General features: G+C 49.4%; 17 protein-coding genes. 3 read left to right on the forward strand and 14 right to left on the reverse strand.

Features of this window, described 5'->3' with window-relative positions; all coding sequences use genetic code 11:
- Window positions 1-25 precede the first annotated feature (25 nt).
- The gene (locus tag ICL55_RS03985; RefSeq protein WP_188094741.1) at window positions 26-1,165 is read left to right on the forward strand and encodes an efflux RND transporter periplasmic adaptor subunit; all 1,140 of its coding nucleotides are present in this window, start codon (window positions 26-28) and stop codon (window positions 1,163-1,165) included.
- 65 nt (window positions 1,166-1,230) lie between these two features.
- Here the strand turns inward: ICL55_RS03985 and ICL55_RS03990 are convergent, their stop codons facing one another.
- From ICL55_RS03990 to ICL55_RS04015, 6 genes are all read right to left on the reverse strand, one after another.
- On the reverse strand, window positions 1,231-1,776 hold the full coding sequence (locus ICL55_RS03990) for a hypothetical protein (protein ID WP_188094742.1): 546 nt from the start codon (window positions 1,774-1,776) through the stop codon (window positions 1,231-1,233).
- 10 nt (window positions 1,777-1,786) lie between these two features.
- Window positions 1,787-2,215: a hypothetical protein gene (locus ICL55_RS03995; RefSeq protein WP_188094743.1), complete on the reverse strand. Its 429-nt coding sequence runs from the start codon at window positions 2,213-2,215 to the stop codon at window positions 1,787-1,789.
- Window positions 2,216-2,376: 161 nt separating this feature from the next.
- The gene (locus tag ICL55_RS04000) at window positions 2,377-2,868 is read right to left on the reverse strand and encodes a MarR family winged helix-turn-helix transcriptional regulator (protein ID WP_188094744.1); all 492 of its coding nucleotides are present in this window, start codon (window positions 2,866-2,868) and stop codon (window positions 2,377-2,379) included.
- 18 nt (window positions 2,869-2,886) lie between these two features.
- A complete protein-coding gene (locus ICL55_RS04005; protein WP_188094745.1) occupies window positions 2,887-5,334 on the reverse strand; it encodes a TonB-dependent receptor domain-containing protein in 2,448 nt (815 codons plus the stop codon).
- A gap of 147 nt (window positions 5,335-5,481) precedes the next feature.
- Entirely contained in the window at window positions 5,482-5,958 is a 477-nt protein-coding gene (locus ICL55_RS04010) for a nuclear transport factor 2 family protein (protein WP_188094746.1), read from the reverse strand.
- 21 nt (window positions 5,959-5,979) lie between these two features.
- Window positions 5,980-6,888 (reverse strand): LysR family transcriptional regulator, encoded by a 909-nt coding sequence (locus ICL55_RS04015; protein ID WP_188094747.1) that lies wholly within the window; start codon window positions 6,886-6,888, stop codon window positions 5,980-5,982.
- Window positions 6,889-6,975: 87 nt separating this feature from the next.
- Between ICL55_RS04015 and ICL55_RS04020 the strand changes: the two genes are divergently transcribed.
- Complete coding sequence (locus tag ICL55_RS04020) at window positions 6,976-7,566, forward strand: thioredoxin family protein (protein WP_188094748.1); 591 nt, start codon at window positions 6,976-6,978, stop codon at window positions 7,564-7,566.
- Window positions 7,567-7,666: 100 nt separating this feature from the next.
- Here the strand turns inward: ICL55_RS04020 and ICL55_RS04025 are convergent, their stop codons facing one another.
- Entirely contained in the window at window positions 7,667-8,635 is a 969-nt protein-coding gene (locus ICL55_RS04025; protein ID WP_188094749.1) for a tetratricopeptide repeat protein, read from the reverse strand.
- A 328-nt stretch (window positions 8,636-8,963) separates the two neighbouring features.
- Here ICL55_RS04025 and ICL55_RS04030 point away from each other — a divergent pair, with 328 nt between their 5' ends.
- Window positions 8,964-10,100, forward strand: coding sequence for a cytochrome P450 (locus ICL55_RS04030; protein ID WP_188094750.1), 1,137 nt, complete (start codon window positions 8,964-8,966; stop codon window positions 10,098-10,100).
- Here ICL55_RS04030 and ICL55_RS04035 read toward each other — a convergent pair.
- From ICL55_RS04035 to ICL55_RS04065, 7 genes are all read right to left on the reverse strand, one after another.
- Window positions 10,094-11,068 carry a terpene synthase family protein gene (locus ICL55_RS04035; RefSeq protein ID WP_188094751.1) on the reverse strand — a complete coding sequence of 325 codons (975 nt, stop codon included), beginning with the start codon at window positions 11,066-11,068 and terminating at the stop codon, window positions 10,094-10,096. The genes ICL55_RS04030 and ICL55_RS04035 overlap by 7 nt on opposite strands.
- A 97-nt stretch (window positions 11,069-11,165) precedes the next feature.
- Complete coding sequence (locus ICL55_RS04040; protein WP_188094752.1) at window positions 11,166-12,983, reverse strand: ATP-binding response regulator; 1,818 nt, start codon at window positions 12,981-12,983, stop codon at window positions 11,166-11,168.
- Between the two features lie 356 nt (window positions 12,984-13,339).
- On the reverse strand, window positions 13,340-13,804 hold the full coding sequence (locus ICL55_RS04045; protein WP_188094753.1) for a MarR family winged helix-turn-helix transcriptional regulator: 465 nt from the start codon (window positions 13,802-13,804) through the stop codon (window positions 13,340-13,342).
- Between the two features lie 62 nt (window positions 13,805-13,866).
- Complete coding sequence (locus tag ICL55_RS04050; RefSeq protein WP_188094754.1) at window positions 13,867-14,286, reverse strand: SRPBCC family protein; 420 nt, start codon at window positions 14,284-14,286, stop codon at window positions 13,867-13,869.
- A 102-nt stretch (window positions 14,287-14,388) separates the two neighbouring features.
- Window positions 14,389-15,192: a PhzF family phenazine biosynthesis protein gene (locus ICL55_RS04055; RefSeq protein ID WP_188094755.1), complete on the reverse strand. Its 804-nt coding sequence runs from the start codon at window positions 15,190-15,192 to the stop codon at window positions 14,389-14,391.
- A 29-nt stretch (window positions 15,193-15,221) separates the two neighbouring features.
- Window positions 15,222-16,010 carry a hypothetical protein gene (locus tag ICL55_RS04060; RefSeq protein WP_188094756.1) on the reverse strand — a complete coding sequence of 263 codons (789 nt, stop codon included), beginning with the start codon at window positions 16,008-16,010 and terminating at the stop codon, window positions 15,222-15,224.
- Between the two features lie 282 nt (window positions 16,011-16,292).
- Window positions 16,293-18,191, reverse strand: a complete 1,899-nt coding sequence (locus ICL55_RS04065) for a tetratricopeptide repeat-containing sensor histidine kinase (RefSeq protein ID WP_188094757.1) — start codon at window positions 18,189-18,191, stop codon at window positions 16,293-16,295.
- Between the last annotated feature and the right edge of the window lie 4 nt (window positions 18,192-18,195).

Raw genomic sequence — 18,195 nt, forward strand, 5'->3', positions numbered from 1 at the left:
AATTACAGGAAATAAATATCATTTTATGAAACCAGCATCAAAACTTGCCCTCATATTTTTATCAGTTGGTGTGTCTGCCATGGCCCTGCAGAGCTGTGGCTCCACAGAAGCAAAGGACGACAAGGAGCATAAGGAAGGTGCGGCCGCTGCTGCACCGGCTCTGGAAGCTTTTACCCTTCAACAGGGACAACTGTCTACCTCTATAAAAATTCCCGGTGAATTGGTGGCTTTTCAACGGGTAGACCTCTACGCTAAAGTGAGCAGCTTTGTGAAAAAGCTGTATGTGGACGTGGGTAGCGAAGTGAAAGCAGGCCAGCTGTTGGTGACCATGGAAGCGCCGGAACTGAACTCCCAGCTGTCCGGCGCAGAGTCCCGCCTCAAATCACAGGAAGCAATTTATCTCTCCAGTAAAGCTACCTATGACCGCCTGCTGGAAACCAGCAAAACACCAGGTACCGTATCCCAGAACGATCTGGACATCGCCTACGCCAAACAGAAATCGGACCTCGCCCAGCTGGATGCGGCCAAAGCTTCTTACCGCGAAGTGGGAGATACCCGCAACTACCTCGAAATACGGGCGCCTTTCAGTGGGGTGATCAGCCGCAGGAACGTTAGCGCCGGCGCCTATGTTGGTCCGGCCGGTAAAGGCTCCGATCTGCCTATCTTCACCCTGCAGGAGCAGAAAAAACTGCGTCTGGTGGTAAGCATTCCCGAAGCCTATAACAGCTACCTGAATGATAACAGCGAAGTGAAATTCACCACCAAATCCATGCTCAACCAAACGTTTACGGCTAAAGTAAGCAGGTTGTCCGGCGCACTCGATGAACGACTGCGTTCCCAGAGCATTGAAATGGATGTGATCAATGACAATAAACAGCTGTTGCCCGGCATGGTGGCAGAAGTGGCCATTCCGCTCAACGGCAACCATGCAGGCGCTTTTGTGGTGCCGTCCAAAGCGGTGCTCAATTCCACACAGGGCGTGTATGTGATTAAAGTGATAGACGGTAAAGCCCATTGGGTACCGGTAAAAACCGGCCGCAAAACAGAAGACCAGACAGAAGTATTCGGTGATCTCGCACTGAACGATACCCTTATCAAAGTAGCCAGTGAGGAAATAAGAGACAGCTCGGCGATCAAACACGTTAACGTGGCAGGCGCTAAGTAACAGCACGGCATTTCACTGGAACATTGTGGCCCTCATGCGATGCATGGGGGCTTTTTTATGGCCTTTCAGAAATTAGCTTGTTGTAGATGTTGCTGCATCTGGCTGACAGATCGATAGATACCTTTTGTCAGTTGTTCCTGGTCAGCGGATACGAGGTTGATAGCTTCCAGGAGATCTTCCGGGTTACAGGGTGCAGATGATTCCAGTTTAAGGATAATGTTCAGCAGACCGCTTTTGATAATATGAGCATGTCCGCCATATGGCGTTGCGTCGAAAAACGGACGGTAGTCTGCGTAGCTTTCGATCAGTGTCTCGCGTAACTGATGCAGTGATGCCATTCGTTTGTTTTTACTCATGCTGTGAGCGATATAGATGTGTGTGCGCAACTGGTCCTTTGTGCGCTGCACTACGGCGATATATTTCCGTAATACTTCTTCCAGCTGGGTGATGTTGGAGGTATGGGTATGGAAGATAAAGCTGCTGACCTGCCGCTGCTGCTCTCGTTGGGCTTTACGCTTTAACAGGCTACGTTGGGTAAGGGCTTCGTACACCGTCCTGAAAATGGAGGTGAGACTTTCGATAGCTGCCGTACAGATGTTGATCAGTTCCATGGGGGTTAGTTTATCCTTGTCGCTGGGGATGGCTCAGGTATACCTTCATCCGGGCTATTTCCTCCCGGAAATAAGGCAGGTGGGCCAGTACTTCGATATGTATACGGCGGAATGCCATGACAATCGAAGCGGTATCGATAATTTCTTTTCTGGGCTGATGGGTCAGTGCGAACACCTGCTGCTCGATATGCCGCATCTCCTGACCGGAGCTGGTCAAACCTACCATGTACAGGTTTTCACGGAAACGATTCAGGCTGAAACTGGCATGCTCCCATTCAGCCGATTCAAGGTGGGCCTCGATGTTTTGTAATTTCCCTGTGATAATATCGCAGAAGGTTTCAAACAGGTCAATCACATACTCAATATTGTTTTCGTACAACTCCTGCAGGTATTCATCATCAAAATGCCCGCTAAACCGAAATACAGGGTCATGATTCATGTAGCATCATATTGACGCGGCAATATCCATTTTGATGGGAAATTTTTTGTTTATTGGATCATAATGAAATGAGATTAACAAATCGGAAGGGAACGGTGCCAACACACAAATGCCCGGACGCTGTAACATCGCCCGGGCATCCTTATTTTTATGGATCGGGATTATTGATCGGACTGCTCCAGCAGACCAATCTTTACCCGCTTATACATGCTTTTTTCATCCAGTGATTTCTCCAGCTCGCCGAGAACGGCCAACAAGCTGCTACTGGCCTCTTCCAGCCATTTGCGGTTTTCTTCCCGGATCACGTCCAGGATAGGGCCTATTTTCCGGTGCATCTGCCTGCCGGCGGCCGACAGGGAGATCAGCCGGCGACGTTTGTCCCGGCTGTCGGGCGATGTTTTGACCAGGCCCTGTGCCAGCAGCTGATCTATAAACTGCACCACGGCGGGGTGGGTGAGCTGCAACGATTCGGATATTTCTGTGACGCTCAACTGCTTTTGCCGCACCAGCAGTTCCAGTATCAGAAACCACCGCGCCTCAAAGTCCAGTCCGGACTCCTTATATATCCTGCTGATGTCCTGGGACAGGCGCTCGCTGAGCCTTTTGAGCCGCGTGGCCAGCGCCAGTTCTTCCAGTTCGTTTACCAGATTCATGCAGCCAATTTAGCAAAATTATCCGGCCCGGCGCTTTTCCTCTTCGGCGCCACCGGCCTTTTTATTACCGCCACCGGAACTATTGCCACCGAATTTGTAGTTGAACGTAATCGTGAATACCCGGCTATCCCTACGCTGGAAGAAGGTTTCGCCATAGCCGGTCAAACGGGTGACGGCATTGGTGTAGTTAGTGAAAAACACATCCGAGAGATTCAGTTTGATGGAAGCCTTCTTGTGCCATAATTGTCGCTGCGCCCCGATGCCCATGAACCATACACCTTTTACGTCCAGAAAACCGTAATAGGTGCGGCTGCTATATGTGGCGGTGACTTCCATCGTGGTAGCAGGGTCGATGGTAATGCTGTTGATGCTGTTGAGGCTAAAAGAAACCCTGCTGGCATTCAGATGTGTATTGGCCAGATCGCCTTTGTATTCGCCATAATAGGCCAACGCTTCGTTGGTACTGTTCAGCCACTTCCCAACGGAGAAGGGTACACTAAAACTGAGATTGTAATAGTTATAGCGCGCCAGGTTATGACCGGTCTGGATAACACTGTTGGGTTCCTTGTCGGGCGACAATACCGTCAGAATATTATCGGTGGTGGTGCTGAAGCCCAGTTTGGTAATATACTTCTCCCGGAAAGTATGCGTCAACTCAAACGAGTTGGTGATCTCCGGTTTCAGATAGGGGTTACCGGTAGAATAGGTCAGCGGATCCAGAAATACCTTGAACGGATTCAGCTCGCGATAAGAAGGACGATTGATGCGGCGGCTCAAAGAGATACCCAGATCGTGTGTTTTGTTGAACGCATAACCAACATACCCGCTGGGGAAGAACTGTGTATAGTTGCGGTCAAAGTTTTCTTTATTGGTGACCTGTAATCCTTTGGCGATGGTATTTTCCACGCGTAGCCCCAGCTGTATGCTCAGGCGGGCCCATTTTTTGGAAGCATTAAGATAAGCGGCATTGATATTCTCGTCATATACAAATCGGTTGCTCTTGCCGGTATCGAGGATATCGGTTCCGCTGCTCCTGTCAAAAAAACGGACATCATTATCTGCTTTTACCCAACTGCTTTTAATACCGGCATCCAGCCGTGCGCCCAGGCTTCGAAGCGGTTGGGTGTAATCTGCTTTTATGGATTTAATATTCAGGTCGCCGGATAAGTTCCCAAACAGCTGATAGTCTGGTTTGGTAGGCGCCTGTTGCAAATCAAAATAGGACGTCCGGTAATTTTGAAGCTCGTCGTTGCTAAAACGGGCGTAGTCCAGGTCTACCGACAACTCTTTTCCTGTGGTATCCAGTCTGTGTTTATAATTCAGGTTGATGCTTCCGTTGTTTCTTTGGGGATGATTATCGCCGATGGTAGTGAATGAACCTGTTTTTTGTTGTTGTATGTTGAAGGATGTTGCCTCGCTGTTGGAAGTGATGCTGCCTTTGTTAAAGATGCCATTGGCCACTACGCCCACGGTGATATCCGGCGTAATGTTATAGTCGGCGCCGAGGCGTGCGTTGTGGGTGTTGAAGCCTAACCGGAAAAAGTTATCATAGTTGATACCGCCTGTATATTGGCCGGCAGGATCATAAAATTGCCGTTCTATCGTAAGGTCGTTCATGAACTGCCGGTAGTTATAGCTGTAGGAGCCGAACAGGTTCACTTTTTTCATCTTACTGTTGAAATTGACGGAAGGGTTTATTTTGGGATATACGCCCTGTCCGTAACTGAGTGATACATTACCGTTGGTGCCGCTTTGGTGGCCTTTTCGGAGCCGTATGTCAATGATGCCGGCATTACCGGCAGCGTCATATTTGGCGGACGGATTGGTGATCAGGTCTATTTTTTCTATCTGGTTGGCCGACAGGTTACGCAACAGATTGGCCAGTTCCTGTCCGGACATGGGTACCAGTTTGCCGTCCATCATCACCTGCACGCCTTGTCTGCCACGCATCGCGATGTTATCATTCTGATCGATGGTGATACCAGGGGCTTTTTCCAGTACCTCCAGCGCCGTGCTGCCGGCGGCAGAAATAGAGCCTGCCACATGGAGGGTGGTTTTATCATACTGTTGCTGAATGAACGGTTTGGTGGCCGTTACACTGGCTTCCCGCAGGGTAGTAGTGGTAGCCTGCAGGCGAAGGGTGCCCAATTGCAGGTCTTTGTTGAGCGTTACAGCGGCCGACAGCCAGGGTGCATAGGCCATGCTCTGTGTGGCCAGCAGATATTGCCCTGCGGGCAGATGATCGAAAGTGAAATTACCCTGTGCGTCCGTGTATTCCAGTTTGACCAGCTTCTTGTCCGCTGCCTGTAGTAATTGTACAACTACATCCCTGGCAGGTGTATTGTCTGCCGTGGCGAAGGTGCCCTTTATATGATAAAACACATTGGCAGTCTGGCTAAAGGCTTTATTTATGTAAGTAGTAACGTAAATAAAAAAAATAAAAGTAAATAAAGATGACAGTCTCATTGGGGTGTTTTAGGGCAAAAGTAGGGTTATTACGTTCGTGTGAACATAGGTAATAGTAACTACTTACGTAAATATTTATCGCCGGCAACCGGCCTTGATGGATGGAGCTGTCCTGAAAATTTTAGTCGCTGTAAACCGGCATGTCAGTTATTGGGCAGGAGAGGCGGTATCGTCTTCTACACATTTCTCCTTACGGCGGGTATCAATCACATACTGGATTTTCCACTCTTTGCCCAGCTTCACCAACTGAAAGGAATTAACGCCACAATGGTGGAACTTCCCCTGATGATAAAAGCGGTAGGGCGTCCATACGGAGGCGAGATGATCATCTATTTGTATCGGCCCATAGGTGATACGCTCGTCGAGATCGCCTTTGGGCGTGCCTGCGATGATGCCGGCAAAACGTTCCACAGAAACATTTTTCACCGTGGTGCTGCCTTTGTGCTCATCAATTGTCTGAAACACCGCGGTAGGAGAGAAACATTCGCGCAGCGCCACGCTGTCGCTGCTACGCATGGCGGTAAACATCTTATCAATGGTTTGTTTCACACCGGCAGTTTCAGACTGCGCGTGCAGGGCGTTAACAGCAAAGAGGGCTGGCAGGATGAAGTACAGATAGCGCATCTTTTTTAAACCTAAAATACGCTATTTGGACCGTTTCTGATCTGCGGCTTTGAAATACTGACGGATGTGCTCCGCAAACTGCCGTATCAACGGGTTATGCTGGTCTATACATGCTGCCTTCCAGGTCCGCTTCCGCATGGGCGTATGTAAGGGAAGGGTAACCAGGTCGCGGTTTTTCAGGTACGGCGCGATGGCCCAGGTGGCGAAGATCCCAATGCCCATACCTGCCTGGATCATCTCCACGATGGCTTCGGTGAGCTGCAACCGGGTGATCTCTTTCGGCCGCGATTCCCGGAAAAACTCCTTCATCATGCTATGGGTGCCTGCTTCTTCCGCTACATCGTACGTGAGCAAATGCTCGGTGGCAAAGTCTGCTGCGGCCAGCGATTTTTTCTGCCCCACAAAAGGATGTTTCCGTGGCAACACCACCACCACTTCATCATGAAAAAGCGTATGGGTATGAACGCCGGGAGGCGGGGTGTCATCACTGATAATAGCCACGTCCAGCTCTCCGTTCATCAGCCAGGACAGCGGTTTCTGCGTGGCGGCGGCCACAATGCTGATCTCCACCTGCTGATGCCGGGATTTCAGTTCCGTGATCACCCGCGGCAACCAGTGGTAACAGGTATAACATTCCGTGCTGATACGCAGGGTCTGCAACTTACCTTGACGATAAGCTTGTATGTCTTCCTGCAGGCGTGTCAACTGTGGCAATACGTTGTTGGCGCTTTCCATCACCCTTCTGCCGGCGGCAGTCAGTAACAGCTTTTTGTTGACCCGCTCAAACATCGGTAACCCCGCCCGCTTCTCCAGGTCTTTCAACTGATGGCTCAGGGCCGACTGGGTCAGGTACATCTTATCAGCGGCTTTGGTGAGCGAGCCTTCCGCTACAATATGCGCTACCAGTTGAAGATCGTTACTTGTGATCATGAGGTATTTTCATCAAAAATAGGAAAAGTATTCATTTTTCTCATGTTTTATCGATGGGTACCTTTGACAAACAAAACTCATTGGTATATGGAAACAGCAATCAAACATTTTACCGGGCAACAGGTAGAAGAAGCATTTCAGCTGGCGAAAGCCACGAACCGCCCTTTGCTCATCGACTTCTGGGCGGACAACTGTAAGGGGTGTCAGCGCATGGACGCAGTGACATACGAGGATGATGTGGTCCGCGAATACCTGGAACAACATTATGTGCTGGTGAAATTCAATGTAAAAGAGGTGACCAAAGCTTTCGCCACCAAATACCTGACACGGGCGCTGGTATGGACGCCCGCTTTTTTTATGTACGCACCGGATGGTAATGTGGTCCGCGAGGCTACCGGCTATCTGCCGCCGCATCAGTTGCTGCCCGAACTGACGATCGGCAGGGCCTTGCTGCTAATGCGCCGCGGCAAACCGGCAGAGAGCATCCCGCTGTTGAATGAACTGATTGCCGGAGAGATCCATCCCTCCCTGCATCAGGAAGTATTATACTGGCTGGGCGTGGCCGCGTTCTTTGCCGAAGGCAAATCGTTTGATGCACTGGTGCCTTACTGGCGTGAGTTACGGGAAACCTACCCGGGTAGTATATGGGCAGAACGGGCAGATACCTTCCCGCAATAAATGACGAATTGCGAATGACGAATGGAGGGCTGTCTTATGGAGCAGTTATTTAATACACTTCCCATGAGACAGCCCTCTATTCGCAATTCGTCATCGTAATTCATCTGCGGGCCGGCTTCAGGCAGGTGTGTAGAAAATCGAGGTAGGGCTGTTCTTCGTTTTCAAAGAGTTTTTCTCCAGCCAGCATATGCGCGCGCAGCAGGTATTCACGGGCATGCCAGTGTTCTTCCATCTCCAGCAGCGTTTCTCCCAGGCGCATCAATACAAAGGCATTGGTTTGTCCGTCTTCTGCGGTATTGGCTTTGGCTGCTTCGAGGTAAGACATGGCCTGGTGATAGTCGCGCAGCAGAAAAAAGGCATCGCCGATGGCGGCGTTCAGCGTAAGGCTTTGACCGAAAGCGGCCTGTGGATCAGGAATTTGTTTCAGTGCCCGTATCCATGCCCGCGCTGCCTTTTCATAGTTGCCCGCTGCAAAGGCGCTGTGGCCCTGCTGTAGCAGCGGCTGCATATGATCGATGATAAACGGATGCAGTTCAAATGGTTCAGGAGCTGCCTGCTGTGCGATAGGTTGCAGTATCTCCTGTTCAAAACGTTCCATCACCACCGCATCTGTCATCTGTGGATGGGTAAAGAGTTCCCAGTACAGCAACGGCAGGCCTTTGAAGTCCCATTTGCGTGCGCCGTAGTTACGGGCCATCCGCAGGATGGTTTTGGCTTCTGTGGGTTTATGAAGATAAAGCAGCGATGCGGCAAACAATATATATGGCCTCGGATCATGAACAGGTTCCGGACTGGATTCAATATCTGCTACCCATAACCCTGCGATGTTGCTGGCTTCCTGCACACGGCCGGCATCCAACAAACGCAATAAATGATCGTTGAGTACCATCAGGGTACAGTTGGTGTTAAATCGGGGCGCTGGCACCAACGCCCACGCTGCGGCTGTTTTGTCGGCTGCCAGCCGGATATCGGTGGCCTGTAGGGTGGCTGCTTCCTGCAGCAGCTCGTGCAACATATTTTCCAGTGCGTTTGGCAACGGTACGGTCTTTCTGATTTTTCTCTTTACCATATATGCGGAGGTAGGTGTAAACAATACCTGAAATTAACACCTAATTTAGGTGATGGTTGTCAATTAAGATGAACGATAAACCAGCATAACATGCGCTTAACAGGGAGTACTCGTAAAGGGGCTATGATTAACGCTCGGTTAACAGTGCTGTTGTGACACGATATATATAAATACAAGTTGTATTTTGTTTATTGTACCGATAAACTGTTTATCACCGTTTTTCTTCTTTTATCATCGTTATTCATGTACCAGCGGCCACTGCATGTGATGGCCGCACAAACGATTGTCACTTATGATTTCTCCTAATTCAATTCCCTGGTTTGCAAAAATGAGAGCTGAAAACCCGGTCGTATACGATCCGGAATTTGTTTTTTATTACGGCGTTAAAGGAGCATGGCAGATTTTTTCGCATAAAGAGGCCAAACAGGCCCTCGGCGATTACAATGCCTTCTCTAATTTGTTTATCCCCAACCTGGGACAGAATATTATGGGCAGAAACCTGAACCAGAGCGATCCGCCCGATCACAAGAAACTACGCTCGCTGGTGGCGAAGGTGTTTGTACCGTCCGTGATTTCCAAACATGCCGACTGGATCCGGCAACAATGTGAAGAGATTATCGAGCCGTGGCTGGAAAAAGGAGAGATGGACTTCATCCATGATTTTGCCATTGCATTGCCTAACCGCGTCATCGCTCAACTGCTGGGCATTCCGGCGGAAGATCATGCGCAGGTGCATCGCTGGGTAACGACCATCGTCACCAACGTCAATACGATGGAAGAAATGCAGGCTTCTTTTGCTGCGCAAAAACAAATCGCGGATTATCTCGATGGGATGATCGAGATGCGCAGAGTAGAACCGAAAGATGATCTGATTTCCCATCTGCTGCAATCAGAAGTGAATGGGGAGCGACTGAATAATGAAGACCTGCTGGGTACCGTAGTAGGTATGTTCCTCGCAGGTTTTGAAACCACGTCTTCTTTGTTGGGCAACATCGCCTATACGTTCTCGCATCATCCGGAAGTACTGGAGCATTATCTGGAGCATCCGGAAGATTTTGATAACATCATCAATGAAGTGTTGCGGGTGCTGCCTTCTGCCAAATCCATGACCCGTGTGGCGAAACATGATCTGGAGCTGGGCGGGCAACAAATCAAAAAAGGCGACTACCTGAATATCTGGCTCATTGCGGCCAACCACGATCCGGAAGTGTTCCCGGAACCGGACACGTTTGATTTCCGTCGCCCGAACCATGCAGACAGCCTGAGTTTCGGCCATGGCATCCATTATTGTTTTGGCGTGCCGCTGGCAAAGATGGAAACTGAAATAGCGTTAAAGGTGGTGTTCTCCCGTATCAGGAAGCTCCGGATCAAAGAGGGGGCCCGGATTGAAATGACGCCGAGTACGATTATCACAGGCTTTACGGGATTACCGGTCACGTTTACAGCCGTGGGCGTATATCAGTAGGGGTTATATCGGGGGGTATCAGTGATGCTCCAGTAGAAGAAGCCGGCAACCATTGTCTCCAATCCATCCAGATAGATCTGTATCCTTTTGTTCAGTTCTTCCCCGAAGTCAGGAAATGCCGCCCTGCAGGATACAAATTCTTTGATTTCATCATCATGAATAGATGCCGCCATCAACACTGCCTCTTCCAGGGTAGTGTTGTGGTGGTATTTGAGCATCATCACCAGATTGTGCTCGTCACCATGTTCCAGTTCCTTGCGGAGAGAGAACAGGTCGTTGGCCCAGCACACCACTCTTCTGGCCAATGCGGTAAGATGCACCATGTCCGGATGCTGCAATACATACATCGGTAGCCATACGCCAGTGGCCAGTTCATTGATATCGGTCCCGATATTGGCGGCCGAGAAGAACAGTCGCATGTGCATGTATTGCGCTACAGTTGGATGTTTCTCCCTGTTTTTATTGTTTTTGGCTTCCCAGATCGCGGCTTCGAAGGTGGCCTGTACACTGATCAGGAACTGCGACTGCCAGCTGGGCCTGCTCAGGGCGTCCAGCCGCACGCAGATGTCGGCCAGTGCGTGAAAGAACTTATTGTCGATAGGCGACACCTTATGTTTTAACACATAGGAAAAACCATCTATCAGCTGTTGGAGATAGTTCTCTTCGCGGATGTAGGCGGTCGACGGTGTTACGTGGTCGAGCTGCTCGTCCAGGACAAAGAGCCAGCTGTAGAGGTTGTCGATACAGCACAACAACTCAAATCCTGCCTGCGGCATGGTGCGGCAGGTCATCCAGGCCATCTTGTACCGGGCGAAGTAACGTTCTTCCTCCGGACTGTCCAGCAGCTGGTATTTGTGCAGGAATTCAAAGGTGTTGGAAGCTACCAGTTCCACATATTGGCTAACACTGGTAGGGAATGGGCAATACAGCCTCGGAATGACAATCTTAGCAGTTTCGGTTTGATGCATAAACAATGTGACAAACGGTGATAAACAAAAGGGTACCTGTCGCGCTGGTAAGGCGCGATATAAACGAATGAAAAAACGGTTGATATCTGCTTAAATACTAATTTTTAATGATTGCTCCCGTAAGTAGGTTTTTGACCAGCACATCAATCAGGATATGGAAATCGATCGGCTTGATCATATAAGCACTGGCCCCCTCCAGCATGATTTCGTCAATATTTGTTTCATCGGTATCAGCGGATGCAGCAATAACAGGGATATGTCTTAAAGCAGGATTAGCTTTTAATTCCATCAGTACATCTTTGCCGGATTTGCCCGGAAGGCTCATGTCAAGAATGATGGCGTCCGGATGATTGTGGGCTTTGAGCAGGGCTTCCTGGCCGTTGTCGGCATGCATAATAGAGAAGCCGCGTTTGCTCAGCAGAAGCGAGAGATAACGCTGGGTCATCACGTCGTCTTCCACCACGAGTATTTTTTTACCTTCAAAAGAGATGAGATTGTTTTCCTTGACTTCTACCGTAGCGGATTTTATCTCGCCGGTGAACGGTACTAACGGCAATGATACTACGAATTCCGTACCGTCGTCCATTTCGCTGCGTACCTGTATGGTGCCCCCGAGTATACGAACGAGGTGATGGGTGATATTGAGGCCCAGCCCGCTGCCTTCCGCAAAATTGATGGTGGTCCGGGTAAACTCTTTAAACAGCGTAGCGATCCGGTCGGGTGAAATACCGGCTCCCTGATCTCTTACTGCGATGTACCAGTGTGTGTCATCCCGGTAAAGACGCAGGAAAATAGAAGTATTGCTTTTGGTGAACTTGATAGCGTTCACCAGGATATTATTAACAATTTTGGTCAGCTTGATACTATCTTCCACAATGGCGGTAGGGAAGGCTTCCTGTACTTCCAGTTCTATTTTCACCCGTTTTTCATTGGCAAAATACTGGTAGATGTTCACGATGTTGCTGATCCAGCTGTAGAGGAGGATCGGCTCTTTTTTGACTTCGTCAAAGTTGCCGGTGTCCAGCTTGCATTTGTCCTGCGTATTGTTGATCAGTGTTTGCAGGTTACGGCAGGCCACGAAGAGGTCTTCGTCCACCTTCTGCTCACTTCTGGCTTTGTCTTTACCGGACAGCAGTTTCAGCTGCGCAATGCTATAAATGGCGTTTAGCGGTGTTCTCAGTTCGTGGGTCAGTTCCCGTACGTAAATATTTTTAGCCGTAACTGCTTTTTCCAGATCGGCCGTTCTTTCCTTTACCTGATATTCCAATCTTGTATTACTCGCATGCAATTCCTGATTCAGCGCGCTCAACTGATCATTGCGCAGTTTGATGGTATGAAACAGCTTGGCATTATAATGCACCAGTGTCACTAATGATATAGACGTGAGCGTTAGTACGGTAAAAGCCGTACAATAATAGATCAGGTTGAGCATTTCCGGACTAAAGTCTTTCGGCGGCAAAAGATGAAAGGCGCGGTTCAGTTCCAGGAAAAGCAGTGTAGCGGCGGAAATGGCCAGACAATAGGTCTGGGCTTTACCTACTTTAATAAAAGAAAGGCAGGAAATCAACAGAAAAAGCGTCAGCCAGATCGGGTCTACGGCCACAGACAAAATACTGCCGAAATAGAGCGTCGATAAATTAATCGTTATCTGCAACGCAACGCCGGCAGCCACATGGTTTTTCTTTTTATTCAGATACATGACCACGCCAAACAGGACATTACCCAATAACGTCGCAATCAGAATACTCTGGTATCCGGAATACAACCAATATGTAAAACCGAAGATTGAACCGAGTACGATCAGCAACAGGGCTACAATATTAATCTTGGTGATCCGGTAATTGAGTTCCTTTTCATAAAAGTTACTCCTACCTAAATGAATGAGCGCCCTGACAAAGACAGCAATTGCTTTCATCTGGATTGTAAATTTTTCTGGTGAGGTTACACACGAGAAACGTCAATTAATGGTTACCCTGGGTGGCATTGGACTGGAGCCGATGATTAACTTCCATCCTGTATTTAGCTAAATTTAACAAAAACCTGTTACATAAATGATAAATATTTCCACATATTTAAAGATTAACAAAAAGCCTCTTGTAAACTCAGCCGCCAATCCGGATAATCTGACCTAAAAATACAATATGTTATTGTAATAAACTGAAAACCAAATTTTTATTTTTATATAGGAAGATAAAAAAGGCAGCCATCATGGTTGCCTTTTTGTTAATGAGGGTAGACTTTACGTGCTGTGAGGGGAGGATTGCGACGGATTCAGGTGGTAGGCCCGGGTGTAATCAACTGACGCAATTGTTGGTTAAAGGCATGGACGCCGTTGCCCAACCTGCTGAAAAATGCCAGATCAAACTGCTCCACCACCACAACGGCTTGCTTCGTCAGCTGTTGACCAGCCGCTGTCAGCGCCACTGCCTTGGCACGCGTATCTGTGGCATGTTCCCGGCGCACGATCAATCCCTTGGTCTGTAACGTTCGCAATACCGTGGAGGTGGTCATCGGGTCCACCTTGCTGTGCTGGGAGATATCTATCTGCGTAACGCTTTCCTGATGCTGCGACAGCCAAAGGAGATTGGCCAGCAGCACAAACTGCGCATGGGTGAGGTCCAGCGGGGCCAGGATGCTCCTGATCTCCCGCTGCCATAAAGTGGTTACCTGCCATAACAGGAATCCGGAGCTGTCTTCTGCTTTCTCTACGCCAAAGGCGCCGTCATTTGTATTCATACTTACCGGTAATTCACTGTTCAAAGAAAAGATTTTTAACCGCCAATTCAAAACAAAAGCCATCAAAGCTTTGCAGCGGCTTCAATCTGGCGTTGTACGTCTTCTCCCATACCGGCCACGATATTTTTCATCACGATCTTATTCCAGAGCGGCGCCAACAAACCTTTCATCGTCATGGTAACGGTGAGTTTTAATCCTTCCGGTGTTACCTCGTACCAGTGCTCGCCGTACATTTTCGCCAGCGGAAAACGGGTGAGGTCCCGGAAGTATTCATTAGCCCGTACTTCGTCCAGCCGGATGCGGACTTTAGGGCCGCCCTGCGGGTGTAAAGTAAAGTACTGGCCGGTCTCAAAACACCCATGTAACTGCGAAGCAGCTACGCCGGTATCCCAGCTTTTCCAGTTGTCAATGTCAGACATCAGTTTCCAGATCTGTGCCTGCGTAACGGCGGTAGTGGTCAGCGAATAGGAATGTTGTATCATATGGATTATTATTATAAGTGCAAAGATAATAAGTACACTTAGTATGACGAAACAAATTCTTACACTTGATAAGATGGTAATTGAGAAGGAACAGGAAATCCTTTACAGGCCTGTGATAACAGGTACTTCACAATGGCCGGTGAAGTAAGTCCGGGCATAACCGGCCATCTTTACGGTATCGCCTTCATCTTTGCAGTAAAGCGTACCGCCACGGTCCGACAGCTGCCGGGCCAGCAACTCCTTCTTATGAAGACGCTCACTCCAGTAGGGAATCAGGGAACAGTGGGCCGACCCCGTTACCGGGTCTTCAAAAATAGAAGCCTGTGGCGTAAAGAAACGGGACACAAAGTCACAGTCCTTCCCGGGAGCGGTAACTACCACGCCACCGGGGTCCAGGTTAATACGGTCCAGCAACTGGCGGTTGATCTGTATATCTCGTATATCCGTTTCCGTATCATATACCAGCACATAGTCCCGCGCCTGCAATACGGCCACGGGCATGCGGTCGAGCGATTCCGCTATTTCGGTGGGCAACGTTGCCGGTGTAGGCTTGCGCGCCGGAAAAGTCAATGCATACCGTTCGCCTTCGAAGTTCACTTTCAGCAGGCCGCTGCGGGAATGGAAATGCAGCGTGTCGCCGGTATAGGCGTGCAGCGTGCGGATGGCATGCGCAGTGGCCAGCGTGGCATGGCCGCAGAGGTCCATTTCTATCTCAGGGGTAAACCACCGTAAGGCAAACCCGTCGCCCTGCGGCAGGAAAAAAGCTGTTTCCGCCACGGCATTCTCCCGGGCTATCTGTAACAACAACGCATCGGGCAACCATTCCTGTAAGGGCATCACACAAGCGGGGTTCCCGCCGAAAAGCCGGTCGGTAAAGGCATCTATCTGATAAAGTGGCAATTGCATGGTCTCCTTTGTCTTATTTTATATAGGTGTTACTTCGTTTGTTGTGTTCCTTTGTTGATCAGCCATACCAGTCCGCCAACCACAATAAGCAGGATGGGCAGCAGTATCACCAGCGCCATCAATGCCTGTAGCCATACGGAATGAAAAAAGCCCAGACTATAGAGGCCGGCCCCCAACAACGCCAGACTGAAAACCACCCAGCAACCGATCAATACCTTGTAGCCGGTAGACAACGGCCGGACAGGACGGCTCTTCTGTTGATAATCCACCATCTCGGGCGTATTGCGGTAATGACCGGAGTAATCGTAGAACTGTTTCCGGCCAATAGCTTCCCAGCCGGTGGTATCAGGAATGGCAGGTTTAAAGTAAGCCTTGTTGCCGGATACGTGGGTGTAGAAATCCAGCAGCTCTTCAATAAACTGATTCACATTGGCATAAAAACCACTAAACTCTTCCAGATCGATGTACAACATTTTATCATGGGAAGGAACGGAGGCAAGATAAGCCCGCCAGTCATCGTACAGCGGCAACAGCGAAGGATAAACCCGTTCTACGTACGACCGGTGGACGGCGGCATTACCAAGCGCTTCGTCCAGCGGTATCCGGATATCCGTATCTACATAGGTGTCTTCCCGCTGATTGTCATCCTCTTCATCGTCCCCGCCTGCATACAAGGTGAGGAAAGCCGGCTGTACCTGCTCTATGTCTTTCTTCTTCAGTAACAGTAACCAGAAGTACGCCAGGCTGTTGTTGCCTTCAAACAATACTTCCTGTTGACCAGGAGCAGTCCTGATGGTTAAATAGGTTCTGTTGCCCATGAGTAAGTCTTTGTTTCGGGTTTGATATTCCGCATGCAAAAATGATCAGTCCGGATTGTAATGCCGGCTCACCGTAACCTGTTGTAAGGATACTACACTTTTCTGTGATAAACAATGTTTTTGGGGTAAGTTCCGTTCTATCCGCTGCCTACATCTGTCAATATATATTATATAATAAGTGGTAAACCCGGCATTTGGTTCATTCCGGCTAAAAAATAATCTCATTTTAATGATATCATGGCGGAATTGCCACGGCCACAGCTGTTTTTCGCCATCGGGGTGTCAACAGCGCTGTGTGGGAATGATAAGGGTAACGCGAACGCCTGTACGTCCTTCGCTGGCTTTATCGGTAATGGTGAGCGAGGCCAGTTTACCGGTTTGTATGCTCAGTATTTTCAGCCGTTCCTGTGTAATGATACTCGACAGGGAATTTTTTTCCTTGTGTTTGGCCGGTTGTAAGCCCTGGCCATTGTCTTCTATCACACAATGCAGCAGGTCGCCCTGCAACTGCAGCGTAATGGCTATATGGCCCCGATGGGCAATATTGCGCATACCATGCTGGATGGCATTTTCCACGAAAGGCTGCAACAGCATGGGCGGAATACAGATACCACTGCTTTCTTCGGGCGGAATATCAATAATCGTATAGCCGAAGAGGTTATCAAAACGAACGGATTGCAGACTGAGGTAGTTTTCCAGCGCTTCGGTTTCCTGCTGCAGCCGCACGAGGTTGTGGCGCGAGTTCTCCAGATTCAGGCGCAGCAGCCGGGCGAATTTATTCAGGTATTTAACGGACTTTTCTTTTTCATCCCGACGGATAAAACTTTGTAATACGGACAAGGTATTGAAGATAAAATGCGGCTCCATCTGACTACGCAACAGCCGTTGTTCCAGCTCTATGTTCATCTTCTGTGTCACCAGCTTGCGCTGCCGTATCAGCAGGAAGGTGATGAGCAGTCCCAGTACCAGCAGGATAATAATAATGAGCAATATCACCTGCTGCTGACGCACGATGATGGCCTGATTGTTATACTGGCGGCTCAGGTCCAGTGTTTTATGCTGCTGTACTTTCAGCTCGTTGAGTGCCTGTATCTCCACAATTTTTCTGAGCTGCCTGTCTTCCTGCTCTGCGAGGGCCATATCGGCGGCGGAATCGAGGTACAGGATAGCGGTTTTGTAATCACCTTTATCGTAGTAAATCTGATGAATGGCATCGAAGGCGGTGCTCAGGTTGCCGCTGTTATTGGCCTGCCGGGCTTTCTCCAATGCTTTGCCCAGATAGTGCAGCGCCAAAGGATACTCCTTTTTTTCCTGATACAATTGACCGTAATTGATATACTCCTGAAAACTGACTTTATTGATTTTCTCTTTGATGTTAAATGCTTTTTCCATCAGGGCATGTCCCCGCGGTTTGTCGCCTGTTTTCTCGTATAGCACGCCCAGCGCACTGTACACGGTGGCCAGCCGGATGGTGTCCGGTTGCTGAAGGGCATATTGCAGGGCGCTGTCCTGGTATTGGAGTGCCTGTCGGTACTGATGACGCCTTTCGTAGATGCGTGACCGTTCTTCCATAAAAAGGGAGAGCCGGAAGTAGTCGTCGGCAACGGGATAACTGTCCCGTGCCATAGCGGCGTAGGTTTCGGCTTTATCATAATCCCCGAAGCGGTAGTATACTTCTGCTGCCAGATCATATACGCGCCAGCTGCTGGCATACTGATATTTTTCCGTCAGCGCTATGAGGTGGAACAGGCGGGTAAACGTGCTGTCATCGATTTTGCTGGCCAGCCGCACCTGTAACAATCCCAGTTGCTGCAGGATGATCAGGTCTGTCAGTTGACTGGTGTCCAGTGGCTTAACCGGCAACATACGTGTGAAACTATTGATGGCGGCCTGATTGCTGTCGGCATACCAATAGTGCATGCCTTCCAGGTAATAGTAATAGCCGCTGGCCACGGGGCCTGCCTGTAGGGCGTTGTTTTTGAGTTGCAACAACCGCTGCGTAGCCTGTGGGCCATCCCAGCGTGCGCCGGAATCTATAAGGTGCTGTAATGCTTTTACCACCGGAGGAGCAGTGGCATCAGAGGAGCCGGATGATGGGGGCCCGGCAGGTTTTGGACGGCACCCGTAAAAGGTGCCGCACAAACATATGAGGAATAAAATCGCTTGTCGGCGGATATACATGTAC

This window comes from Chitinophaga varians (assembly GCF_014529945.1).
Taxonomy (GTDB): domain Bacteria; phylum Bacteroidota; class Bacteroidia; order Chitinophagales; family Chitinophagaceae; genus Chitinophaga; species Chitinophaga varians.